This is a genomic window from Kribbella sp. NPDC055110 (genome assembly GCF_053607525.1).
This window is the reverse complement of the sequence record NZ_JBSGTS010000021.1, coordinates 89408-113676: the sequence shown is the minus strand read 5'-3', so window position 1 is coordinate 113676 and position 24269 is coordinate 89408. Positions and strand designations below refer to the sequence as shown.

Annotated in this window: 20 protein-coding genes; 9 read left to right on the top strand and 11 right to left on the bottom strand. The window is 69.7% G+C overall.

Annotated elements, in window-relative coordinates; translation table 11 throughout:
* The first annotated feature begins 201 nt into the window (after positions 1-201).
* Positions 202-3633: an error-prone DNA polymerase gene (locus tag ACWF0M_RS28065; RefSeq protein WP_452238708.1), complete on the top strand. Its 3432-nt coding sequence runs from the start codon at positions 202-204 to the stop codon at positions 3631-3633.
* A gap of 125 nt (positions 3634-3758) precedes the next feature.
* Here the strand turns inward: ACWF0M_RS28065 and ACWF0M_RS28060 are convergent, their stop codons facing one another.
* The 3 genes from ACWF0M_RS28060 to ACWF0M_RS28050 are packed head-to-tail and all read right to left on the bottom strand — an operon-like array spanning position 3759 to position 8785.
* Complete coding sequence (locus tag ACWF0M_RS28060; protein ID WP_452238707.1) at positions 3759-4961, bottom strand: NAD(P)/FAD-dependent oxidoreductase; 1203 nt, start codon at positions 4959-4961, stop codon at positions 3759-3761.
* A complete protein-coding gene (locus tag ACWF0M_RS28055; RefSeq protein WP_452238706.1) occupies positions 4937-8236 on the bottom strand; it encodes a LodA/GoxA family CTQ-dependent oxidase in 3300 nt (1099 codons plus the stop codon). Before ACWF0M_RS28055 ends, ACWF0M_RS28060 begins: the two co-directional genes overlap by 25 nt.
* A 12-nt stretch (positions 8237-8248) precedes the next feature.
* Positions 8249-8785 (bottom strand): hypothetical protein, encoded by a 537-nt coding sequence (locus ACWF0M_RS28050; protein ID WP_452238705.1) that lies wholly within the window; start codon positions 8783-8785, stop codon positions 8249-8251.
* Between the two features lie 163 nt (positions 8786-8948).
* On the opposite strand from ACWF0M_RS28050, the gene ACWF0M_RS28045 reads away from it, so the two are divergent.
* Entirely contained in the window at positions 8949-9899 is a 951-nt protein-coding gene (locus ACWF0M_RS28045) for an L-idonate 5-dehydrogenase (RefSeq protein ID WP_452238704.1), read from the top strand.
* On the opposite strand, the gene ACWF0M_RS28040 is transcribed toward ACWF0M_RS28045, so the two are convergent.
* A complete protein-coding gene (locus ACWF0M_RS28040; protein WP_452238703.1) occupies positions 9877-10359 on the bottom strand; it encodes a MarR family winged helix-turn-helix transcriptional regulator in 483 nt (160 codons plus the stop codon). The genes ACWF0M_RS28045 and ACWF0M_RS28040 overlap by 23 nt on opposite strands.
* Before the next feature lie 84 nt (positions 10360-10443).
* Here ACWF0M_RS28040 and ACWF0M_RS28035 point away from each other — a divergent pair, with 84 nt between their 5' ends.
* Positions 10444-11016, top strand: a complete 573-nt coding sequence (locus tag ACWF0M_RS28035) for an NADPH-dependent F420 reductase (RefSeq protein WP_452238702.1) — start codon at positions 10444-10446, stop codon at positions 11014-11016.
* An 11-nt stretch (positions 11017-11027) separates the two neighbouring features.
* Here the strand turns inward: ACWF0M_RS28035 and ACWF0M_RS28030 are convergent, their stop codons facing one another.
* The gene (locus ACWF0M_RS28030; RefSeq protein ID WP_452238701.1) at positions 11028-11660 is read right to left on the bottom strand and encodes a LysE family translocator; all 633 of its coding nucleotides are present in this window, start codon (positions 11658-11660) and stop codon (positions 11028-11030) included.
* 316 nt (positions 11661-11976) lie between these two features.
* Between ACWF0M_RS28030 and ACWF0M_RS28025 the strand changes: the two genes are divergently transcribed.
* Positions 11977-13113 carry an MFS transporter gene (locus ACWF0M_RS28025; RefSeq protein ID WP_452238729.1) on the top strand — a complete coding sequence of 379 codons (1137 nt, stop codon included), beginning with the start codon at positions 11977-11979 and terminating at the stop codon, positions 13111-13113.
* Here ACWF0M_RS28025 and ACWF0M_RS28020 read toward each other — a convergent pair.
* Positions 13079-13660, bottom strand: coding sequence for a TetR/AcrR family transcriptional regulator (locus ACWF0M_RS28020; protein WP_452238700.1), 582 nt, complete (start codon positions 13658-13660; stop codon positions 13079-13081). The two genes, ACWF0M_RS28025 and ACWF0M_RS28020, sit on opposite strands and share 35 nt — an antisense overlap.
* 70 nt (positions 13661-13730) lie before the next feature.
* On the opposite strand from ACWF0M_RS28020, the gene ACWF0M_RS28015 reads away from it, so the two are divergent.
* Positions 13731-14837 carry a serine hydrolase domain-containing protein gene (locus ACWF0M_RS28015; RefSeq protein ID WP_452238699.1) on the top strand — a complete coding sequence of 369 codons (1107 nt, stop codon included), beginning with the start codon at positions 13731-13733 and terminating at the stop codon, positions 14835-14837.
* Here the strand turns inward: ACWF0M_RS28015 and ACWF0M_RS28010 are convergent.
* Entirely contained in the window at positions 14806-16251 is a 1446-nt protein-coding gene (locus ACWF0M_RS28010) for an alkaline phosphatase PhoX (RefSeq protein WP_452238698.1), read from the bottom strand. The two genes, ACWF0M_RS28015 and ACWF0M_RS28010, sit on opposite strands and share 32 nt — an antisense overlap.
* A gap of 214 nt (positions 16252-16465) precedes the next feature.
* Between ACWF0M_RS28010 and ACWF0M_RS28005 the strand changes: the two genes are divergently transcribed.
* Complete coding sequence (locus tag ACWF0M_RS28005; RefSeq protein ID WP_452238697.1) at positions 16466-16768, top strand: hypothetical protein; 303 nt, start codon at positions 16466-16468, stop codon at positions 16766-16768.
* 189 nt (positions 16769-16957) lie between these two features.
* Here the strand turns inward: ACWF0M_RS28005 and ACWF0M_RS28000 are convergent, their stop codons facing one another.
* Positions 16958-18232: a S8 family peptidase gene (locus ACWF0M_RS28000; RefSeq protein WP_452238696.1), complete on the bottom strand. Its 1275-nt coding sequence runs from the start codon at positions 18230-18232 to the stop codon at positions 16958-16960.
* A gap of 48 nt (positions 18233-18280) precedes the next feature.
* Between ACWF0M_RS28000 and ACWF0M_RS27995 the strand changes: the two genes are divergently transcribed.
* From ACWF0M_RS27995 to ACWF0M_RS27985, 3 genes are all read left to right on the top strand, one after another.
* The gene (locus tag ACWF0M_RS27995) at positions 18281-20887 is read left to right on the top strand and encodes a CHAT domain-containing protein (RefSeq protein ID WP_452238695.1); all 2607 of its coding nucleotides are present in this window, start codon (positions 18281-18283) and stop codon (positions 20885-20887) included.
* Positions 20888-20963: 76 nt separating this feature from the next.
* Complete coding sequence (locus ACWF0M_RS27990; protein ID WP_452238694.1) at positions 20964-21548, top strand: RNA polymerase sigma factor; 585 nt, start codon at positions 20964-20966, stop codon at positions 21546-21548.
* Positions 21545-22015 (top strand): hypothetical protein, encoded by a 471-nt coding sequence (locus ACWF0M_RS27985; RefSeq protein ID WP_452238693.1) that lies wholly within the window; start codon positions 21545-21547, stop codon positions 22013-22015. The genes ACWF0M_RS27990 and ACWF0M_RS27985 overlap by 4 nt, the downstream gene beginning before the upstream one ends.
* 17 nt (positions 22016-22032) lie before the next feature.
* Here the strand turns inward: ACWF0M_RS27985 and ACWF0M_RS27980 are convergent, their stop codons facing one another.
* From ACWF0M_RS27980 to ACWF0M_RS27970, 3 genes are all read right to left on the bottom strand, one after another.
* Complete coding sequence (locus tag ACWF0M_RS27980) at positions 22033-22464, bottom strand: VOC family protein (protein ID WP_452238692.1); 432 nt, start codon at positions 22462-22464, stop codon at positions 22033-22035.
* 120 nt (positions 22465-22584) lie between these two features.
* Positions 22585-23262: a ClpP family protease gene (locus ACWF0M_RS27975; RefSeq protein ID WP_452238691.1), complete on the bottom strand. Its 678-nt coding sequence runs from the start codon at positions 23260-23262 to the stop codon at positions 22585-22587.
* Positions 23263-23327: 65 nt separating this feature from the next.
* Positions 23328-24263 (bottom strand): nucleoside hydrolase, encoded by a 936-nt coding sequence (locus tag ACWF0M_RS27970; protein ID WP_452238690.1) that lies wholly within the window; start codon positions 24261-24263, stop codon positions 23328-23330.
* Positions 24264-24269: the final 6 nt, after the last annotated feature.

Genomic DNA, 24269 nt, shown 5'->3' with positions numbered 1-24269 from the left:
GTACTCGGCGAGGCACTCCCGGCGACACCTACGTCAATCGCCAGCCCGTGACCACGGGAAGGGGAGCACCCACTGCGCTACAGCGTTCATCGGGGCCCCACCTCCAAGCATCACGTCACGGACCACGGCACCGTATCAACCGGTCCACCGCGCCGGCCAGCCATTTTTGCAGGTCTCGAACACTTGTTCTAATATGTGGCCATGGGGTACAACAATCCGCCGATCAAGTGGTCCGAGCTGGAGCGGAAGCTCTCGGATCGCTCGCGGCCGGGTAGCCATGGTGGGCGGCCGGTGACGGGGGACGGTGGTGACAGTCCGGCGTGGTCGCAGCATCGCGGGCCGTATGTGCCTTCGAAGGTTCTGGCCGTCAGACCGGAGCATTCGGTGCCGTACGCCGAGCTCCACGTCCACTCGAACTTCTCCTTCCTGGACGGCGCCTCGCAGCCGGAGGATCTGGTCGAGGCCGCCGTCCGGCAGGGGCTGCACGCGCTGGCGCTGACCGATCACGACGGGTTCTACGGCGCGGCGCGGTTCGCCGAGGCCGCGGCGGCGTACTCGCTGCCGACCGTGTTCGGGGCGGAGCTGTCACTCGGGCTGACCGGCCCGCAGAACGGGGTGGCGGATCCTGAAGGCAGTCACCTGCTGGTGCTGGCCGAGGGGCAGGAGGGGTACCACAAGCTGGCCGGCGAGATCACCGAGGCGCAGTTGAAAGGTGGGGAGAAGGGGAAGCCGGTCTACTCGTTGGAGCGGCTGGCCGACAAGGGTCGTGACGCCTGGGTAATCCTGACCGGGTGCCGGAAGGGACTGGTCCGGCAGGCGCTGGAGCTCGGCGGGCGTGCCGACGGTCCGGCGGCGGCCGGTCGCGAGCTGGACCGGTTGGTCGCGCTGTTCGGCAAGGACCGGGTGGTCGTCGAGCTGATCGACCACCACGTCCCCGCCGACACCACGCGGAACCGGGTCCTGGCCGGCCTGGCGGCCGACCGCGGCCTCCCGGTAGTTGCCACGAACAACGTTCATTACGCGACCCCGGCCGAGCACAAGCTGGCGGCCGCGCTGGCCGCCGTACGGGCCCGTCGCGACCTGGACGCGATGGACGGCTGGCTGCCGTCGAGCGGGATGGCGTTCGTGCGTTCCGGCGCGGAGATGACCGCCCGTTTCCAGCGGTACGACGGGGCGGTGGCGCGCTCGGTGATGCTGGCGGACCAGCTCGCGTTCGACCTCGCGCGGGCGAAGCCGAAGCTGCCGCTGCGCGACGTACCCGACGGTCACGACCCGATGTCGTGGCTGCGGGAGCTGACGTTCCGGGGGGCTTCGAAGCGGTATGGGACGCGTGGGCAGCGGCCGGACGCGTACGAGCGGCTGGAGCGGGAGCTCGACGTCATCGAGGAGAAGGGTTTTCCGGGGTACTTCCTGATCGTTGAGGACATCGTCCGGTTCGCCCACGACAACGGGATCCTCTGCCAGGGCAGGGGATCGGCGGCGAACTCCGCGGTCTGCTACGCGCTCGGGATCACCGCGGTGGACAGCATCCTCTACAACCTGCCCTTCGAGCGGTTCCTGGCCACCACCCGCGCCGAGGAGCCGGACATCGACGTCGACTTCGACTCCGGACGCCGCGAGGAGGTGATCCAGCACGTCTACACGAAGTACGGCCGGCACAACGCCGCCCAGGTGGCGAACGTGATCTCGTACCGCCCGAAGTCCGCCGTCCGGGATATGGCCAAGGCGCTGGGGTACTCCGTCGGTCAGCAGGACGCGTGGTCGAAACAGGTGGACGGCTGGAGCCCGGAGATCACCTCGACCGAGCACGACATCCCGCCGCAGGTGGTGGGGATGGCGACCGAGCTGCTGAAGTTCCCGCGGCACCTGGGGATCCATTCCGGCGGCATGGTGCTGACCGAGCGTCCGGTCGGCGAGGTGGTGCCGATCGAGCACGCCCGGATGGAGAACCGCACGGTCCTGCAGTGGGACAAGGACGACTGCGCGTGGATGGGGCTGGTGAAGTTCGACCTGCTCGGGCTCGGCATGCTGGCCGCGCTGCAGTACTGCCTGGACATGGTCCGCGAGCAGCTCGGGGAGTCGTGGGAGCTGCACACGATCCCGCGGGAGGAGGCCGGGGTCTACGACCAGCTCTGCCGCGCGGACTCGGTGGGCGTGTTCCAGGTGGAGTCCCGCGCGCAGATGGCGACCCTGCCGCGGCTGAAACCGCGGCGGTTCTACGACCTGGTCACCGAGATCGCGCTGATCCGGCCCGGCCCGATCCAAGGCGGCGCCGTGCATCCGTACATCCGCCGCCGGACCGGGGAGGAGCCGATCACCTACCTGCACCCGAAGCTGGAGCCGGTGCTGGAGCGGACCATGGGCGTGCCGCTGTTCCAGGAGCAGCTGATGCAGATGGCGATGGCGGTCGGCGAGATCGACGGCGACGAGGCCGACCTGCTGCGCCGCGCGATGGGCTCCAAACGCGGTATCGAGAAGATCTCGTCGCTGAAGGACAAGCTGTACGCCGGGATGGCGGGCAACGGGATCACCGGGGAGCTGGCCGACGAGATCTACGCCAAGATCGAGGCGTTCGCGAACTTCGGGTTCGCCGAATCGCACTCGATCAGCTTCGCGCTGCTCGTCTACTCCAGCACATGGCTGCGGCTGCACTACCCGGCCGCGTTCCTGGCCGCACTGCTCCGGGCACAGCCGATGGGGTTCTACTCACCGCAGTCCCTGGTCGCCGACGCCCGCCGGCACGGTGTCGAGGTACGCCGTCCGCACCTGCATCTCTCGGGTGTCGACGCGGGGCTCGAGCTGCTGGTCGACGGGCAGGAGCGGACCGGGCCGACCGGGTTGGACGAGTGTTTGGCGGACCCGCAGCCGTTGGTCGGTCCGTTCGATCCGAAGGCGCCGTTCGACACCACGGTGCATCGCCGGGACGGCGTGTTCGCGGTCCGGCTCGGGCTGTCCGAAGTACGCACGGTCGGGGAGAAGGGCGCGAAGCTGATCGTCGAGGAGCGGGAGCGGGGCGGGCCGTTCACCGAGATGGCCGACCTGGTCCGGCGTACCGGAATCACTGCGGCACAGGTCGAGGCGCTGGCGACCGCCGGGGCGTTCGACTGTTTCGGGCTCGACCGGCGACAGGCGTTGTGGGAAGCGGGCCGGGCGGCCGAGGAGCGTCCAGGTCAGCTGGCCGGGATCACCGCGGCCGGTCCGCCGCCGACACTGCCTGGGATGAGCGACATCGAGGCCGACATGGCCGACCTGTGGTCCACCTCGATCACCACCGCGAGCCATCCGATGCAACGGGTCCGCGACCGGCTCCGCGCCGACGGCATCCTGTCCGCGGCCGAACTTCGCGAGGCCCCCAACGGCGCCCGCGTCCGGGTCGCCGGCGTGGTCACCCACCGCCAACGCCCCGCGACCGCCTCCGGCGTCACGTTCATGAACCTCGAGGACGAAACCGGCATGGCGAACATCGTCATCACCGTCGGCTGCTGGCACCGCCACGCCGCCGTAGCCCGCAACGCCGCCGCCATGATCATCCGCGGCCGGGTAGAACGAGCCGGCGAAGTAACCAACCTCTCCGCCGACCACCTCCAACGCCTCCCCCTAACCGCCCGCACCAAATCCCGCGACTTCAGATAACCCCCACCAGTCGCGAACAACCCTGCGTCGAGTCGTGGTGTTTGGTTCGGGGCGGGTACGGCGAGTCGTGGATCGTGGTTGGGTTTTGCAGCCGTATCTCACGACTCGGTGGGTGGTTGCCGGGATCAGGCTGGGGTGGGGTGTTTTCGGCGGGTCCAGAAGGGGGCGGGGTGGGGGAGGGCTACGGCGTAGTAGTCGGCTCGGGTGGAGAGGTAGGTGGTGCACTCGGTGTTTCGGGTGGATTCGTAGGACTTGATGGGGGCGGGGTCGGCGGGGTGGAGGAGCAGGTGGGTGGCGGTTGTTGCGGCGGCTTCGGCGGTGCGGAGGGCTCGGGGTACGCCGCTGCCTGAGATGGGGTCGACGGCGAGGGCCGCGTCGCCGACTGCGAGCCACGGGCGGGAGTCGCCGGGCCGCACGAGCCGGTGGCTGGCGGCCGAGTACACCCGGGGACTGGTCGGGAAGCGTGCGGCGGAGGTGCCGTCGGACGCAGTTGGGCGCGTGGCGGCGCCCAGGCTGGTGGCAAAGCCGACGCGGGTGGCGGGGCGGAGGGCGGTGCTGAGGCGGAGGGCGGTTGCGGTGGTGGATTGTAGGTGGATGCGCCAGGGGGCCGAGGTGGCGAGGTTTTGGTGGCGGCAGATGTCGGCGTCGGTCATGAGCATGCCGACCATCACGTTGCCGGGGAGTGGGGCGGTGTACCACCAGCCGTCGGGGACCGACTCGATCAGGAGGTACTGCTCGGTGGTGACGTCCACGTCGCTCCATTGCGCGGTGATCCCGACCAGGTGATCGAACGCGATCCGACGAGCACCGAGCGACCGCCCGATGGTCGCCGAGCGGCCGGTGGCGTCGATCAGCACTCGGGCGGTCAGGCGGCGGCCGTTGGAGCAGGTGAGTTGCCACGTACCGTCGTACCGGCAGTCGATGAGGGACGTGCCGAGGGATACCGACGCGCCGGCCGCGGCTGCTGCGTCGAAGAGCATTCTGTCGAACAACCGGCGATCAACGTGCCAACCGCTGTCGGAACCGCTCTCGAGATGTGAGTGCGCGGCCGGTTCCGTGCTGCTCCAGATGCTCCGGGTGCCCCACGACGGCAAGGGGCCCAAGGCAACGAACCGTTCCCAGACGCCAAGCTCGCGCAGCAACGGTTGGATGCTAGGGGCAAGCGTTTCACCGACACGAGGACGGTCGAAGGAACTGCGCTCCAGCAACGCCACGGTGTGCCCGGCCCGCGCCAGCCGCAAGGCGGTCGCTGCGCCGGCGGGGCCTCCGCCGGCGACAACGACGTCGTACGTCGAGAGCATGGTCAGCAGCCGCAACCGCGCAGGCACTTGCGGAGTGCGTCGATGTCGAACCCGAGCCGCCGCAGCCGCTCGATCAGCTTCTCGTCGATGACCCCGCCCTTGAACAGGCAGGTCAACAACTCGCAGAACGAGTCACTGGTCGGAGGCACCGGCGGGTTGTCGCCGCCACGCCATACGGCGGCGGTGAGCGTACGTTCGCGGGTGAACGGCCGACCTACGCGAGTACGGCCGCGGGCGCGCACGCGGATCCGGTAGACGCCCGGCAGCGACGTACCGAAGCTCGCCGTGAAATCATCGACCCCGTCCAGGACGAGTGTCACGACAGACCCGTCCGGGCGCGTGATGTCGGCCCACACGGAGGGATCGCCGTCGACCGGTACGCCGGACTGGGTGAGCGTCGCGTTGATCGTCACCTCGGCGCCCGGCTCGAAGGATCGCTGGTCGGCCGAGGCTCGCAGCGACACGTTCGAGTAGGAGTGCACCACCAGGCTGTACGGAAGGCCGCGCTGCCCCGGCTGCTCGCCGCGAGCCGGCTCGTTCGCGACCGCGAAGGCCCGCTCGAACTCGAACGGTCGCCGCTCGGGCTGTGCGGATGGAGCAGTTCGCACCGGCTGGTTGCCCCGGCCGCGAAGGATCGACAGGTCGACGCCGTCGGAGTCATCAGGGGTCCTCCCGGTATGTGGCTGCCCGATCGTCAGCAGCGCGTGCCAGGTCCCGGCCTGGTCGAAACGGCCCGGCCGGAGCTGGACGGGCAGGGTGATCCGGTAGTACGCGACGCCGTCACCGGTCACGTACCGCATCGCCGGCTCCGACTGCGCCCGCCACGGTTCGATCAGCAGACCGTTCGGCGTCTGGAGCCGGAAGTCGACGGCATCCGGACGCGGCGTCAGCAGTACGACGTCCACGCCCGAGTCGCCGTCGGACAGCTGGAACGGGATGCGGTGCACCGTGCCGACACTCAGCTCACCGTCCGGGTCGAGTACCACCTCGGCGTTGCTGATCCCCGCCAGTACCTGCAGGAAGTACTTCTGCAGCAGGAACCTGTTGTCGGTCGTGATCGCGCCCGTCACCAGCAGGTACCCGCCGTTGTTGCCGGAGATCGTCTGCAGCGCGGGCACGCTGATGTTCTGCGGCTGCCCGAGCCCGACGGCGTACGTGCGCTCGTTGATCTGCCCGGCGACGTCGGCGATCGCGCGGGGACTGTTCTCGATGCCGTCGGTGAGGACGACCAGCGATTTCACGTCGTACGGCGGTGCCGCGTCGAGCAGCGCGCGGCCCTCGAAGATGCCGTCACCGATGGACGTCGCGCCCTGCGGGTCGAGGCCGGTGCCGTTGATCGTGTCGTGGGTCGCGTTGCGGTTCAGATCGGACAGCCCGCCCGCGCCGAGTTCGAGGACGGACTGCAACGGTTGCGCGTCCTCGTTGAAGCGGACGATCCCGACACCGTCGCCTTCGAGCATCACGTCGACGAAGATGTTCGCGGCCTGCTGCAGCGCCACGTGTTTGCTCTGGCCGTCGCCGCGGTCCTCGCTCATGCTGCCCGAGCGGTCGAGTACCAGCGCGGTGGCGACCGTCGTACGAGCAACCGTGTTGCCGGTGACCGTCACCTGCCAGGTCTGACCGGATGCGGCCTCGCGGACCGTGAGTACCTGCGGCGGGATGGACGACGGAGCCGCGCCGGTCCGGTACACGACCCACAGCCGGGCGGTCGCCACACCGTTCGGCGCAGTCGGACCGACCGTGACCGAGGTAGTGGCGGCGACCAACTGAGGATGCGCCGGGGCACCCCCAGGCGCGTAGTCGAGCGTGACGGCGGATCCAGGTGACAGCACCTCGAAGCTGATCGCCAGCGCGGCCTCGCGCACCATGCCCATCGGCCCCTGCGGTACGTCGATGAAACGCAGCTCGGGGGTGAGCAGCGTGATCGACGACTCGTCGCAGTGCTCGACCTCGACGTGCTCGGCCCCTTGCTCGACGACGAATCCGAGTGTGTGCCACAGCGACACCATGTCGTCCATGCTCGCGACGTCACGATCCCAGCGGGCCTGGCTGCCGGTGTCCTGCGCGATCACGTCGTTCGGTCGCGGGACCGGCCACCAGTTGTCACCGCACGCCTTGAAATCGGCGTGCCACGGCAACGCCATCGCCTGGCTGATCGTGCCGGCGGTGATCGAGGACGCGATCCGGAACGCCTCGGCGTACGACGTCTCGATGATCGGCCGGTCGCCCGCGGACAGCCCGCCGGCCTCGATACCGGGGAAGAACGCGCCGCCGACACAGGCTTCGAGGGCCGCGCGATCCAGGCCGTCCGGGGTCAGGTCGGTCTGCGGTTGCGGCACGCCGGTCCAGTCCGCGGCGTAGTTGCCGGCCTGCCAGCGCTGCATGTGCGCGTACTGGGTCGGCGTCAGCGCGGAGTCGCCGCCGTTGAGCCGAGGCATGTCGCCGGGCGGGCGCAGCCGCGCGAAGATCGCGTCGACGAGCGGCTGCGACGTGACCGGATCCGGCCAGCTGTGCGCGCCGAAGATCCCTTCCACCCAGCGCATGTCGCGGGCGCGTTGCAGGATCGGGTAGACGTCGTTCGTGTACGACGTCGTGGTCGGCGCCGCCGCGAGTCCGAGGTCGATCATGTGTTGCAGGACCCGGTCGTAGAGCGTGGTCACGCTGTCCTGGTGCGGCGCGAACTTCGGCGGCGCGACGATCGCCCACGCGCCCTCGACCGGTGGCGTCGAGGTGTCCGCCCGCAGCGTGATCGTCGCGGTCACCGGTCCGTCCGACACGTCGTCGTACCAGCCGGCGTTTCCCCAGAAGCTGCCGATCACGTTGCCGGCCGGTGACGCGGCGGCCCCGTGCCCGCCGAGGACGAGCAGGTGGTTGTCGTCATCGCTGCGGATCTCGCCGAGCGGCACGGTCACCGACGGCTCGCCGGAGAAGTCGATCGTGCCGGTGTCGAAGAGCTCCCGCTGGTCCGGCCCGGTCAGGGTCCGCGCGCCCGGGTCGATCGTGAGCTGACCGATCGGCTCGCTGTTGCCGCGGTTCGGGTGCGCGGCCTTCGCGTTCACCAGGTGAACAGTCCACGAGATCTCGGCGCTGGCATCGGTGATCTCCTCGACGCTGCCGTCGTCGTGGTGCGCGAAGATCCGGAAGCGGGCGGCCTGCCGTTTGACGCGACACTGTGCGTCCTTGAACCCGCCCGGTGGTTCGGGCCGCTCGCCCAGGTGCTCCGGTCCGACGAAGAACTCGTCCGGACTGTTGCCGACCCGGGCGATGCCGATCGCCGGATGGATCTTGTACGTCGTGGCCATTCGTTTCTCCCCCTAGTTGGTGCGTGAACGCGTGCCGCGGTCGAGCATGGTGCGGAGGCGGCGCAGGACCTGGTCGGTGAACAGGCCGGCCAGGCAGCCGGTCAGCACGAGTACGGCGACCGCGGCGCTGGACGTGCTGTCGTCACCGATGCTGAGCAGGCCGGTGTTGACGGCGATGACCGAGACCGAGCCGAGCATGGCCGACCACAGCGGCCGCATGACGTACCACGCGACCTGATGGTCCGGCGCAGCGCTGCGCGCGAACGCCATACTCTGCTGGATCACACTGCCGACCGCCCCGGCGGCGGCGCCGACGATCAGCAGACTCATGTTCAGCGTGATCGCGAGATGCGCGACCGACTGGCTCGCAACCCGGTGCGGCCCGACGACTTCCTGCGCCGCAACGAGCTGCTCCGCAAGACCGTACGCCGCGACGAGACAGGGCAGGGCGACGACGGCCTCGGTGATGTTGACAGCGACGATCGCCCGCCGCGCAGACCGCCGTACCGCCGTGCTCCGCCTCCGCTGTGGCCCAAGCGTATTGCTCATGGCAGCTCCTCCCCCTACAAGTACGGAGGCCCGAACATGCCGCTGCGATACATGGTTATTGTCAGTGGACGGCGAGAGCAGAGGCGGTGGGTGCGTGTACGCGTGTGTGGCGCATGGGGCGGGGGATTTGCGGGTCGAGGAGCGCCCGGGGGTCGAGCCGGGTGTGGGGCAGGTTGCGGTGCGGGTCGCGTACGGCGGGATCTGCGGGTCGGACCTGCACTACTACCACGACGGCGGGGTGGGGGACTTCCGGATCCGGCAGCCGTTGGTGCTCGGGCACGAGGTGGTCGGGCGGGTCAGCGGCGGCGATCTGCCCGCCGGTACGCCGGTTGGGATCCACCCGGCGACGCCGTGCGGTACCTGCCCGGAATGCCTCCAGGACCGGCGGAACATCTGTGCCTACAGCAACTATCTCGGGAGTGCGGCGCGGGATCCGCACATCCAGGGCGGGTTCGTGCAGGAGCTGATCGTCCCGGCCGACCAGGTGCGGGTGCTACCGGACGGACTCGCGTTGCGGACCGCCGTACTCGCGGAGCCGCTGTCCGTCGCGATCCACGCCGTACGGCAGGCCGGCGACGGCGCCGTGGACGGGAAGCGGGTGCTCGTCACCGGCGCGGGACCGATCGGCTTGCTCGTCGTCGCGGCACTGCGGCAGTCGGGTGCGCGCGAGGTGATTGCGACCGATCTGCAAGAGGCTCCGCTCACGCTGGCGCGAGAAGTTGGGGCGACGCAGACCATTCGGGTCGGTACGGCGGACTGGCCGGACGAGATCGACGTCGCGATCGAGGCGTCGGGTACGGCGGGCGGGTTGCGGACCTGTCTGGAGCGGGTACGTCGGGGCGGCACCGTCGTACAGGTCGGATCGTTGCCAGGGGGCGACACCGCGTTCCCCGGGAGCCTGCTGATGACGCGTGAGCTGACGCTGACCGGTGCGTTCCGGTTCGACCACGAGTTCGACACCGCGATCGCGTGGCTGGCCGGCGGGCTGTTCGTCGATCCGATCGTCACGCACACGTTCCCGCTCGAGGACGCCCGCGCCGCGTTCGACCTGGCGACCGATCGCACCGTGGCGTCGAAGGTGCTGCTGGACCTCAGCGGCGATACACCGCGCTGAGGTTGCCCTCGGGATCGACCGATTCGAGGATCGCGCCGGTGATCTCGGCGAGCTGGGTGATCTGCTCGGGCGTGAGTACGTCGATGACGTGCTGCCGGACCGTCTCGACGTGGCCGGGCGCGGTCGCGCGGATCTTCTTCCAGCCGGCCGCGGTCAGTCGTGCGTTGGTGGCGCGGGCGTCCTCCGGGCACGGGAACCGCTCGACGATGCCGCGGTCCTCGAGGCGCTTCACCACATGTGACAGCCGGGGGAGCGTGGCGTTCGTCCGCTGCGCCAGCGCGGTCATCCGCAGCGTCCGCTTCGGCGCCTCCGACAGCATCGCCATCACGTAGTACTCGTAGTGCGTCAGCTCGGCGTCCCGTCGCAGCTGCGAATCGAGGACACCGGGCAGCAGCTCGAGTACGGCGGCCAGCCGCACCCAGGCCGTCAGCTCCGCGTCGTCCAGCCACCGTGTGCTCACGTCGAACATTCTGCCACACATGGTTGTAGCCACAACTAAATGGCGCTATCGTGATAGTTGAAGGTACAACCAAAAGGAGCGATTATGACGCACGTCAGCATCATCGGCAGCGGCACCATGGGACAGGCGATCGCGGCCGTCGTCGCCAAGGGCGGCAACACCGTCGAGCTGTTCGACTCCACCGACAAGGACAAGCCGGTCACCGGTGAGCTCGTGATCCTCGCGACGCCGTACCCGGCTTTCGACCAGGTGCTCGCCGACCGCGCCGACCAGTTGGCCGGCAAGATCGTCGTCGACATCAGCAACCCGCTGAACTTCGAGACGTTCGACGCGCTGGTGGTCCCCGCGGACGGTTCCGCGGCCGCCGAACTCGCCGTACAGCTTCCGGATTCCACGGTGCTGAAGGCCTTCAACACCAACTTCGCCGCCACTGTCGCGGCCGGGACGGTCGGTGCGGAGCCGACGACCGTGCTGATCGCGGGTGACGACGCGGATGCCAAGGCGCTGCTGGCCGGTGTCGTGTCCGCCGGTGGGCTGAAGGCGGTCGACGCCGGCGCGCTGAAGCGCGCCCGCGAACTCGAGGCCGCCGGGTTCCTTCAGCTCACGCTCGCCGTCGGGGAGAAGGCCTCCTGGACCGGCGGCTTCAACCTCGTTTAGCTCGACTTGGTCTAGCGCAGGAGCGCGAGGCGGACGCCGAGTCCGATGAAGATGCCGCCCGTGGCGGTGTCGATCCGGCGCCGGGCGGTACGGCGGGTGCGCAGCCAGTTCCCGATCCGCCCGGCGAGCAGGCCGACCGTCCCGTCGACCAGGAACTCCAGCACGATCAGGATCGCCCCGAGTACCGCGAACTGCAGCCACACCCGCCCCTGCGACGGCACCACGAACTGCGGCAGGAACGCGATCGTGAACGTGACCATCTTCGGGTTCAGCAGGTTCGTGGTCAGCCCGGTCAGGTACGCCTTCCGCCCGGACATCGCGGCCTCGCCGGCCGGCCCCTCGTCGACAGCGTCGTTGCGGTGCCGGATCATCTGCACGCCGAGATAGACCAGGTACGCCGCGCCGGCGATCCGGACTGTGGTGAACGCGACCGGCACCGCCGCGAACAACGCGGCCAACCCGGCCGCGGCCACCGCGACATGCACCGCCTCACTCGTCGCCACCCCCGCCGTCGCCAGCAGACCGGCCCGCGGCCCGCTGCGCATCCCGCACCCGAGGATGAACAACATGTCCGGACCCGGCGTGATCATCGCGATCGTCGTGGTCACCAGAAACGCAAGCAGAAGGTGCTGATCAACCGGCATGCCCCGATCCTCGCACCACCCTCGCGCGTTGTCCGGTCCTCCTTGCGGCGCACCCCCCGCACCACCGCGGGCCGGCGGCGCGTTGTCCGGTCCACTTTGTGCACCGGATCCGCGCGTTCGGCGCTCGGTGGCGCGGATCTGGTGCACAAAGTGCCCCGCAGGCGATGCCGCTCCGGAGTTGGCCGGCTTTGTGCGCCCACCAACCACTTTTCGGCGTGGTTTTTGGTTGGTGGGTGCTCAAGGATGACCCGCGGAGCGCTCTGGGCGGGCGGGGGCGTTCGGAGGGGATGGTAACGAGCGGTACTATCTTCGGGTGATGGTTTCGGTGGGGCGGTTGTGGGGGGCGGTGTTGTGTGGGTATTTGGCGTTCGGGGCGGCGTTGCAGGTGTTGCCGTCGTACGTGCCGGAGAGGTTCGGGGGTGGGGCGCTGGCGAGTGGGACGGCGGTCGGGATCGCGTTTCTTGCGGCTGCGTGCGGGCGGCCGGTCGCGGGGTGGTTGGCCGATGCGGGGTGGTCGCGTCCGGTGGTCGTTGCCGGGGGAGTGCTGGCGGCTATTGGGGGCCTGGGGCAACTGTTGGCGCCGAACCTGGGCTTGCTACTGGTCGCTCGTTTGGTGATGGGTGCGGGGGAGGCGGCGCTGTTCTCGGCTGCATTGCCATGGGTTCTGGCCGGCACGCGGGTGGCGCAGCGTGGTCGGGTGGCGGGCTGGTTCGGCTTGTCGATGTGGGGCGGCTTGGCTGGCGGGCCGGTGGTCGCGACGGTGCTGGCGGCGATCGCTGGTGACGGTGGCGAGGTGGTCTGGTGGGCGGTTGTCGCGCTCTCCGTCGCGTCGGCCGCCCTGGTCCTGACAACACGGCGCGAGTCGGGATGTGGTGGGCGGTTGGCGCGGGTCCGGGAGTTGGTGCCGCGCGGCGTTCCGTTGCCGGGGGTGGTTGTTGGGTTGGCTGCTTACTGCTATGGGACGGTGGCGGCGTTGCTGGTGTTGCGGTTGCGGGCCGGTGGGATCGGTGTCGACGGCGTTGCGCTGGCGGTGTTTGCAGCGGCGTTTCTGGTGGTGCGGTTTGTGGGGAGTCCGTTGGTTGATCGGTACGGCGGGCGCGTGGTTGCGGCCTCGACCGTCGCCGTGGAGATCGTCGCGTTGGTCGGGATCGCCCAGGCCAACGGGCCTGTGGGCGCAACGATCTCGACCGCGCTGGCGGGGGTCGGGCTGGCGTTGGTCTACCCGGCGTGCGTCTCGATGACGCTGGATCGGGTGCGGGGTTTGCGGCCAGGCGTGTCGATGGGCGTGATGACGTCGTTCTGGGATCTCGGCGTGATGGTGGCGGGTCCGCTCGGCGGGTTCGTCGCCGAGCAGGCCGGGTTCCGCGCGGCGTTCCTGCTCGCAGCCGGCGCGGGGCTCGCCTGTGTCGGCGTACTGCTCAGAATGCCGCGTCGAGCAGGGTCTCCACGATGACCCGCGCCTCCGCGCCCAGCCCGGGATCCTGGTCGACCGCGCTGATCAGCGTCGCACCCTCCAGTACGACGACCAGCTGCCGCGCCGATGCCTTCGGGTCACGCGCCTCGCTCAGCAGTCGCTCGAAAAGTGAACGGTAGAAGGCGAGATGGTCCTGCGCGAGCCGTCGCGGCGCGCCATCGTGTCCGCGGTCCTCGGTGGCCGCGTTCATCATCGCGCAGCCGCGGAACCCGGCTTCGGCGTACCAGCTCGCGACCAGGTCGAAGACCGCGAGAACGCGCTCTCTCGCGTCCCCGCCGGCTTGCTCGACGGCCTCGTGGTGCCACGCGCGGACCCGTTGCGTGCGGTCGGTGAGGACCGCCTCGACCAGACCTTCCTTGGAGCCGAAGTTCTTGTAGATGGTGAGTTTGGACGCGCCGGCCGCCTCGACGACCTCGTTGATCCCGGCCGCATGGATCCCGCGCCGGCCGAACACGTCCGCCGCCGCCTTCAGGATCCGGGCCTTCGTCGCCTCGGGATCCAGCCGTTCCCCCGCCTTGACCGGCATCGGGTCACCACCTCCACGCTCCACCATACCGAGCTGGACCAAGTTAAGAACGATCGGTACTATCAGATCCATGTGGACAGCAGCGGGATACGAGGACGTCGCCGAGGCGTTCCAGCGGAACTTCACCGAGCGCGGCGAGCTGGGCGCGGCGTTCGCGGCGTACCACCGGGGCGAACTGGTGGTCGACCTGTGGGGCGGGACAGCCGATCCGGACACCGGTTGGACGTGGGATCGCGACACCGTGCACCTGATGTTCTCCGGGACCAAGGGCCTCACGAGCGCGTGCATCCTGCTCCTGGCACAGCGCGGCCAACTGCAGCTGGAGGATCCGGTCAGCCGCTACTGGCCCGAGTTCGGTGCCGAGGGCAAGGAACGTACGACGGTCGCGCAGGTGCTGTCCCACCAGGCCCGGCTGGCGTGGGTCGAGGCCGGGTACGCCGATCTCTTCGAGCATGACGTGATGGCCGCGCACCTGGCAGCGCAGGCTCCGGCGTCAGATCCGCGCGCCGGGTTCATGTATCACGCGGTGACCTGGGGCTGGTTGCTGGACGAGCTGGTACGGCGGGTGGACGGGCGCACCGTGAGCCGCTTCTTCGCCGAGGAGTTCGCCGCACCGCTGGGGCTCGAGGTGTGGATCGGCCTGCCGGAGGAGCTGCACTGGCGGGCGGCGACGATGGTCGCTCCGGACGGCGTTCTCGTCGACGGCCCGTGGAGCGAGCTGAACCGGCCGAATCCGCTGTGGATCCCGGGCTCGGAGAAGATCTGGAACAGCGTCGAGTACCGCACCGCCGGGCTGGCCGCAGTCGGCGGTTACGCGACGGCGCGCGGGATGGCGCGTTTCTACGCGTCGATGCTCGGCGAGGTGGACGGTGTTCGCGTGCTCACCCCGGAGAGCGTCGAGCTCGGGCGCCGCGAGATCCGGCGGGGTACCGAACCGAACTGGGGGAGCCCGATGGCGTACGGCGCCGGCTACGAACTGCAGACCGGCGACGGGCGGATGGGCGCCGAGCCCGATGCCTTCGGTCACGCCGGAGCGGGCGGCTCGCGACACGGCGCCTGGCCGGGTCGCGAGACCGCCTACTCCTACTTGATGAACGAGGTGCGCATGGGTCCGGACGACCGATCGCTCACCCTGCTCGAAGCAATCAGCCGAGGTAGTCGCGCCACGGGCCGGTGATGGCCAGCGTGATGCCCGGCGTCTGGATGTTGACGAAGAGCACCTTGCCGTCGGCGGAGAACGTCGGGCCGGTGAACTCGGAGTCGTTCAGCATGTTCCGGGCGATGGCGTACGCCGGGCCGCCCGGCGTCGCGCTCAGCACGTGGCTGCTGGCGTTGCCGTCCTCGGCCAGGACCAGCGAACCCCACGGCGTCACGGTGACGTTGTCCGGGCTGTCGAAGTTGTAGTCGTCGTACTTCGCGCCCGGGCCCAGATCGGCGGCCGCGTTGTCCGGGAAGTACGTGACCAGCTGGATGGTCTCGGCGTCGTAGTTGTAGAACCACACCATGCCGTCGTGCGGGACCGCGTCGGCGGGCAGGTCGGCGGTGCCGGACTCGGCGTACGAGTTCACGACGTACACGCCCTGCTTGGTGCCGTAGACGCCCTCGAACTTCTTGCCGCGGGTGATCTGGCCGTCGGTGAACTGCTTGCGCACCGAGGTCGTGGCGCCGTCGCGGTCGGGCACCGGAACCCACGCGACCCGGAACGGGCGGAGCAGCTGGGCCGACGTCAGGTACGCGACGTCCGGGATCGGCTTGCCGTCGTCACCAAGGATGGCCAGCGCCTCGAGGGTGCCGAAGTCCTTGTTCTGCAGGTCCTGCCAGCTGCGCGGGCCGAGCTTGTAGCCGCGCGGCGCGGACCAGCGGTAGAAGGTGCCGTTCGGGCCGGAGGCGTCCTCGGACAGGTAGACGTGGGTCCGGTCCTCATCGATCGCGAGCGCCTCGTGGGCGTACCGGCCGAGCGCCTTCAGCGGCACCGGGTGCGAGGTCTTGCCGTCGCCCCAGACCTCGAAGACGTACCCGTGGTCCTTCAGCCGGGTGGTGCCGTTGGCCTTGTTCTCGGTCTCCTCGCACGTCATCCAGGTGCCCCAGGGCGTCGGGCCGCCGGCGCAGTTCGTCAGCGTGCCGGAGATGCCGACCCATTCGCCGAGGTTGGTGCCGTCCTTGTCGACGTCGATGACGGTGCAGCCGCCGGCCGCGCCGACGCCGGTGTCGTACACGGTGCCCTCGATCGGCGGTACGCCGAGGGCGTTGGCGGCACCGATCTCGTGGTTCTGGATCAGCTGGTAGCGGCCGGATCCGGCGCTGAACACCGCCGTACCGTCGTGCAAGCTCGGCGTCGGCTGACCGGTCTTCAGCGTGGTCTCACCGGCGTGCGTGACGACCTTGTACTTGAACCCGGCCGGCAGTGCGAGGATGCCCTTCGGGTCGTCCAGCAGCGGCGGGAAGGGCTTGTGCTGGGGGAACGGCGAGCGGTCGCCGTGCGAGGCCGGCGCGGCCTCCGCGAGCGTCGGTACGGCGCCGACGGTGGTGAAACCGACCCCGGCGGCGCCGACTGCGGCACCTCGGAGGACGGAACGACGATCGACAGACATGGGCTTACTCCTTGGACGGGACGTTGCCGCGATCCTTCACGGCGACGGCTGACGGACGGCAAACAGAAGTTGAACAGAAGGTCTGCAACGAACCGGCCGGCGACGGCGTCTACTGTGGGAGGTGATGGTGATGCGCAGTGTGACGACCGTACTGGCGGCAGCCCTGCTTTTGGTTGCGTGTGGCAATGAATCTGTGACTGGAGGACAACCGTCGATGACGACGCCGAGCAGCAGCAGTAGTAGCAGCAGCGCAAGCGGCAGTGTGGTTGACCAAGCGAAGACTGACCTTGCCAAGCGGCTGGGCGTGGAGGCGGCGCAGGTGACCGTGGTCAGCTCCGAGGACGTCACCTGGCCGGACGGCAGCCTCGGCTGCCCGGAGCCGGGGATGTACTACACGCAGGCGCTGGTGCCGGGGAACCGGACGGTTCTCGAGGCCGGCGGGAAGCAGTACAGCTACCACTCCGGCGGTCACCGCGCGCCGTTCCTCTGTGAGCAGCCGCAGCCGCCCAGCCGTTGAAAACTTTCTTGATAACCGGGTGTATCAACTTGCACCGAGGGTGACTCCGCAGAAGTGGGGGGAAGCCTTCGGGCCGTTGCAGGGGGGAGGGCGGCGCGGGGCACGCAGAGGGGGAGCTGGCGCGGTGCGAGAATCCGGACGGTCGGGCCGGAGATCCGCACCGCGCCAGCGCGTGATCAGTGCTGCGCGTTAGCTCTGGCCGAGTGACGCGAGCGCGTCGCCGGCCCGCAGGACCGGCCCGGTGCCGGGCTCGGGCTGGGTGAGCGCGAACGCCAGCAGCGCGTCTGCCGCCTGTTTGGCGCTCTCACCGGTGACCGACATCCGGCCGGCGATCAGACCGGCCACGAGCGGCGTCGCGAACGACGTACCGCTCCAGCGGGCCATACCCGCGAACGAGCGCAGCTGGCCGGTGTTCGGCGGTTCGCTGCACTCGTAGTCGCCGGTCAGGAACGCGTTCACCAGGTGCTCGCCCGGTGCGTACACGTCGACCCAGCCGCCGAAGTTGCTGAACGACGCCCGGTCCCGCCCGTTGTCCGCCAGCGCCCCGACGCCGACGGCCTCCGGGAACGCGGCCGGCCAGAAGTAGTCCCGGGACGACTCGTTGCCCGCGGCGGCGACCAGCGTGAGGCCGTTGACGCGGTTCAGCCGGGTTTGGACGAAGACGTCCAGAGCGAGCGGCGCCAGGTTGAACCGCGTCCTGGTGCCCGCCGACAGGCTGATGATGTCGGGCGCCAGATCGAGGATCTCGTCCAGTGCCTGCGCGAGATCGAACTCCCAGATCGCACCGGCCGTGGTGAAGTAGCTCTTCACCACGATCTCCACGTTGCGCGCGATCGCCCGCATCACCCCGGCGATGAAGGTCCCGTGCCCGGCGTACGGCCGGATGTGCCCGGAACCGTCGAACGCGTTCTCCGGATCACCGGTCACACCGTTCAGCCAGTACGCCGCCGGCGCGTCGGACCAGCCCACATCGAGTACGACGACCTTCACCCCGCGACCGTCAGCGGCGCCCGCGGGCAGGAACGGCGTGGGCAGCACCGGATCCGGCGGAGCGCCTGGTGTGACAACTTCTGGTTCGGTCGCCGGGCACGGGCTGACGCTCGGCGTCACGTAGAACAGGTGCTCCGGTGTGACCACGCCGCGTCCCAGCCGCAGGTCGGCGTACTTGAGGAATCGTTGGGTGAGCGAACGATCCTCCGGAGCTTCGGGCGGCACGCGGTCCGGCAGCAGCAGCCGCGTGACGCCGCCGATCCCGCCCTCGTCCGGGCGTCCGCCCTGGAAGAGCTCGACGACACGCGGAACGTCCTCGTCGCGGACCAGGACCACGCCGGTCCGGTACAGGTAGTCGGCCCCCTCCGGCCGCTTCTCCCAGTCCTCCGGGAACACCTCGACCTGACGCTCGAAGGCCGCCAGAATCAGCTCGATCTGAGCAATGTACTTTCGTTCGGTCGTTTGATTTTCCATCTTCCTGCATCCCCCCTGGACAGTCGAAATGCCCGATATCATTCCAGAATGCCGATGGCAGGGGGGAGTGCCGGGGCGGTAGAAGATTTACTGCCCCTCGCGTTGTCGCGCCCGCACGACGCGATCGCGTCGGCGCGCACGGTGCTGGCCGGTGCGCCGCCCGCGGTCGAGGCGTCGATCGCGCATCAGGCCTGGGGCATCGGCCTGCGGCAGCTCGGCGACGTGACGACAGCGGTCCGCCAGTTGCGCACCGCGCTGCGGCTGGCGGAACAGTCCGGGCGATCGGAGCGGCAGGCGGATGTCCTTGCCACGCTGGGCGCAACGCTCGGCCGGGCGGGGCGTAGCCGGGAGGGTCTCGCGCGGCTCGATCGTGCCGTCGACCTCAGCCGCGGCGCGCTGACCGGGCGGGTGCTGTTACGGCGGGCCGACGTACTGCTGGTGCTCGGGCGGCATCGCGAGGCGCTCGACGATCTGCGCTCGGCGATCACGCGGTTGCGGCGGTCGGGCGATCAGGTCTGGGAGGCGCGGTCGCGGAACTATCGCGGATTCATCCAGCTCGCTTTGGGCTCTACGTTGCGGGCGGATGCTGATTTTGCGGTCGCGGAGAAGTTGTACGCCGCGACCGGGCAGGAGTTCGAGTACGCCGAGGCGCGGCAGAATCGGGGCTTGGTCGCGTACTCGCGGGGCGATCTGCCGGCCGCGCTGCGGTACCTGGACGAAGCGGGCCGACGGTTCGCGGCGGTGGGTGTGGTGTGGCCGGATCTCGCGATCGACCGGTGCGGTGTGCTGCTCGCGGCCGGGCTCAGTGCGGAGGCGCTGGCCGAGATGGATCAGGCGATCACGGCCGAGGGCGGTACGGCGACCAAACGCGGGGAGCTGTGGTTCGCGGCGGCGACTGCTGCGTTGGCGGCCGGGGATCCGGCGGCGGCGCGGGAGCGGGCGGATCGGGCGCGGCGGTTGTTCTCGGCACAGCGTCGGGAGTGGTGGTCGGTGCGTTCGTCGATGGTGCTGCTGGAGGCGCGGTATCAGTCGGGAGAACGCGGAGAGCGGCTGCTTCGGCGCGTGAGTGCGGTGGCTGGTCGGCTGGATGCGTTGGGTGCGTCCGAGGCGTCGGCTGCGCATCTGCTCGCGGGGCGGTTGGCGTTGTCCGAGGGGCGGGCTCGGGCCGCGGATCGTCAACTGGAGTTGGCCGGACGGCACAGCAAGGACGCGCCGCCGATCGCGCGGAGTGCGGCGTGGTTGGGGAAGGCGTTGCGGGCCGAGGCACGTGGTGATGTGCGGGGGATGTTGTCCGCGTGCGGGCGCGGGCTGGATGCGCTGGACGAGCATCGGCTCGCGATGGGCGCGACCGAACTGCGGGCGTTGGCGACCGGTCACGGGGCTGAGTTGGCGGAGCTGGCGTTGCGGGATGCGCTGCGGCGCGACGATCCGCGGCGGTTGCTGAGCTGGGGCGAGCGGTGGCGGGCGACGGCGCTAGGGGTGCCGCCGGTGCGGCCGCCCGACGACGAGCAGCTCGTCGGCGAGCTCGCGGCGTTGCGGGACGTCGTACGGCGGCTGGACGCGTCGCCCGATCCGTCCCTGGAGAAGGAGCGCCGCCGCCTGGAAAAGGCAGTCCGCGACCGAGCCCTCTGGACCCAAGGCAGTGAGCACCAGGGCGTGAGTCGGTTCGACGTCGACGAGTTGGTGGGGGCGTTGGGCGCGACTGTGCTTGTTGAGTTGGTTGAGGTTGGCGGGGTGTTGCATGCGGTCGTGGTGCGGGACGGGCGGATCACGAGGCATGAGGTCGGGCCGTTGGCTGCGGCGGCGTTGGAGGTCGAGCGGTCGCGGTTCCGTCTCCGCCGCCTCGCCCACAGCCGTGCGCACGGACGGGCGCACGGACGGGCGCAGGGTGGACCCTCGCTCGAGGTGCTGGGTGTGCGGTTGGGGGACGCGATTCTGGGGTCGGCGCAGGAGTTGTTGGGGGATCGGCCTGTGGTGATGGTGCCGCCGGGGAGGTTGCATGCGTTGCCTTGGGGGCTGGTGCCGGTGCTGGCCGATCGGGCCGTGAACGTGGTGCCGTCGGCGGCGACCTGGTTGCGGGCGCGGCAGGTGCGGCCGCCGTCGGATCGTCGGGTCGTGCTGGTGCTCGGGCCGGGTCTGTCGGCCGGCCGCGCCGAGGTCATGCAACTGGCGAAGCAGTACCCGGACGCCACCGTGCTCGCGGACGGCGATGCGACCGCGGAGAAGGTACTGCGGGAGCTCGACGGTGCCTGGATCGCGCACATCGCGGCGCACGGCACGTTCCGCTCGGACAGTCCGTTGTTCTCGTCGTTGCGGCTCGACGACGGGCCACTGACCGTGTACGACTTCGAGCGGCTGCGCAGAGCGCCGTACCGGATGGTGTTGTCGAGTTGCGACTCCGGGCTGGCGAAACCGGTCGGCGCGGACGAACTGCTCGGGTTGAGCAGCAGCCTGATCCCGTTGGGCGCGGCGGGCATCCTGGCGAGCGTCGTACCGGTGAACGATCCGGCAACCGCTCCCTTGATGCTCGCGCTGCACGAGAACCTGCAGGCGGGCCGATCGCTGGCGGCGGCGTTCGCGGCGGCTCGGGTGGAGACGCGCGGTGATCCGGTGGCCGATGCCGCCGGTCGTTCGTTCGTTGCGCTGGGAGCGTGATGTATCAGCAGGCGTCCGGATCGCTCTGTACCAGTAAGAGGTATAGCTGAGCGGTCCGGTGAGAAGGGGGGACGGCATGCGGGACGATCCGACAGTCGTCGACCTGGTCACCAGGGCCAGGGACGGCGAGAAGTCTGCCTGGGACGAGCTGGTGGAGCGGTACGCGCCGCTCGTTTATTCGGTGTGCCGGCGATGCCGCCTGGCGCCGGCGGATATCGACGACGTCGGACAGAGCGTGTGGTTGCGGCTCGTCGAGCACCTGCCGGGTCTGCGCGAACCGGCCGCGTTGCCGGGCTGGATCGCGACCACGACCCAGCGCGAGTGCTACCGGCTGATCCGCGCGACCAGCCGGGTCGAACCGGTGGACTTCGAGCAGGCGCCCGACGTACCCGAGCAGGCGATCGCCGAGGAAGAAGTACTGCGGCACGAACGCAAGACGATCCTGCGGAGCGCGTTCGCGGAACTCTCGCGGCGCTGCCAGGTCCTGCTCGCGTTGCTGATGCAGGACCCGCCGGCGCCGTACGACGAGATCAGCCGGCGCCTCGAGGTGCCGATCGGCAGTATCGGCCCGAACCGGGCCCGCTGCCTGACCCGGCTACGACAGACTCCCTCGCTGGCACGGCTGGCGGCGGATGGACCCGATGACAGGACGAGGGGGTGAGAACCGTGATGGATCCGGAATGGCACGATGACGAGAAGCTCATCGAGGCTCTGCGGGACGCGTTGGCGTCCGCGGACGAAGTACCGTCCGCCTTCGTCGAAGCCGGCAAGGCGGCGTTCGCATGGCGGACCATCGACGCCGAACTGGCGGCGCTCACCTACGACTCCGCACAGGATCCGCTGGACGCGCTCGCGATCCGCTCGGAGAGCGCGATCCTGCGGTCGCTCACGTTCGCCTCGGACGGCTGGACGGTCGAGCTCGAGCTGACGCCGGACGCGATCCTGGGCCAGCTCGACCCGCCCGACGTCGGCACGGTCACGGCCCGCGGCGACGGCGGCAAGCTGGTCACCACGGACATCGACGAACTGGGCTTCTTCGTCCTCGGTCCGCCGCCGACCATTCCCTACCGGCTGATCTGCACGACGCGATCCGGTACGACGATCCTGACCGGCTGGATCACGCCCTAGGTCCTGGAGCCGCTGCCTCAGGCGGCGAACACCTGGGAGTCGTCCGCGAACGCCTTGAACTCCAGGGCGTTCCCGGCCGGGTCGAGGAAGAACATCGTCCACTGCTCACCGGTCTGGCCCTGGAACCGCACGTACGGCTCGATGACGAACTCGGTGCCGGCTGCCTTCAACCGCGCCGCGAAGGTCTGGAACGCGTCGACGGTCAGGATCAGCCCGAAATGCGGCACCGGTACGTCGTGGCCGTCGACCGGGTTGTGGATCCGCTGCGCGCGCTCGGGCGCGACGTGTGTGACGAACTGGTGGCCGCGCAGGTTCCAGTCGATCCAGGTGTCGGAGCTGCGGCCCTGCTCGAGGCCGAGCACCTCGCCGTAGAAGCGCCGCGCCGCGTCCAGGTCGTCGACCGGCATCGCGAGATGGAACCGAGGGATGGGCGAGTCGAGAACAGTCATACTGCCTATCCAACACCGGGAACGGGCCGCGGGGACTGAGAACAGGCCATTGCTTGTTCTCGGTCCCTGGCGGGTGGTCCCCGTGATCAGCGGAGGCGGGTGATCAGCGGAGGCGGGTGATCAGCGGAGGCGGGTGATCAGGCCGTAGGTCTGCGCGTCTTCGGCGGTGAGGACTCGGCCGGTTTCGAGGTCTGTGGCTACCTCGTCGGCGGGGCGGTTGGTTGCTTGGGCGATGAGGTCGCGGAGACGGGCGGACTGGTGGTTGTGCTCTTCGGAGAGCGTGGCCAGTTCGTCGGCGGTGCCCTCGGCGGTGAAGCGGGGTGCGAAGAGGACGAACGTCGTGTGGCGGTGGGCCTCGCGTTGTTCGGCGGCGGCGAGTACGGCGATTGCGGGGCCGCGGAGCGTGCCGCGGGCGATGGCGTGGACGGGGGCGGTGATCAGGTCGATCGCGGCGGCGACCGAGAGCGCCGCGTCGAGGTCGGACTCTGCCGACGACAGGTGGAGGGTGACCGGGTCGTTGCCTTGGGCATTCAGTAGGAGGAGCTGCGAGGCGATGTGGTTCGCCAGCGCGTCGTCGAGCCGGCCGCCGATCAGGATCACCCGCTCCGCCAGCAGCCGGTCGGCCAGCTCCCGTTCGAGCGTGATCGACGTCGGCTCGTACCACGACGGCAGAATCGGCTGCGGCGCCGGCCGCTCGGGCGCCCCCGGCTGCGGGATCCCAGGAATCTCCGGCCACGGCCGCCCCGGAATCCCCGGCTGACCCGAAACGGTTGCGTCCGACTGTTGTTCGACGTACATGTGTGTCCTCCTTCGACAGCTCCACCCTGGGGGAGGAAGCAGCTGGGGAGAAGAGTCTTCCGCTGTCAGCAGACGGGAAGCCCGGCGATCGCCGCGATGAGCTTGTCCCAGAAGGCGTCCTGGTCGAGGCCGACCGCGATCCGCGCGTTCGCGGGCCGGCCCGTGTACCCGTCCAGGTCCACGACCGTCGCACCCGCGGTCCACTCGCCGGCCGTTTCGATCACCAGATTGGCCTCGACGCACCGGACGATCGCAGGATCGATCACCCGCGCCACCGCGACCGGATCGTGCAGCGGCGGCGCCTCGAACCCGAACAGTTCCCGGTACGTCGACGCGAAGAACGTCATCCACTCGCTGCAGATCCGCGCCAGCGGCGTACCGATCCGCTCGAGCCGCGCGAGTACGTCGTCTGTCACGAGAGCCTGATGCGTCACGTTCAACCCGCACATCGTGAACGGCACGCCCGATCGGACCACCACGTCCGCCGCTTCCGGATCGACGTACGCGTTGGCCTCGGCGAGCGGTGCGATGTTGCCGCGCTCGGTGGATCCACCCATCCAGACGATCTCGGTGATGTTCGCCGCCAGACCGGGTTCGTCGACGAGCAGCCGCGCGACGTTCGTCAACGCCCCGGTCGCGACAATCGTGGCCGGTTTCGAGCGCAGTACGTCGACCAGCAGCTCGTGTGCCGAGTACGGCGACTCCGGGACCGACGGCTCGTCCGTGAACTGCGGGCCGTCGAGCCCGGTGCGCCCGTGGACGTCGTCGGCGATGCGCAACCGGCGTACCAACGGCCGGTCGGCGCCCCGCGCGACGGGGATGTCGGGCGCGCCCGCGAGGGAGAGGACGCGGCGGGCGTTCACGGTGCACTTGTCGACGGTCTGGTTGCCGGCCACGGTCGTCACGGCGAGCAGTTCGACGGCCGGATCGGCGACTGCGAGCAGGATCGCCAGCGCGTCGTCGTGGCCGGGATCGCAGTCGAGGATGAGGGGCGTGGCCATGCGCCA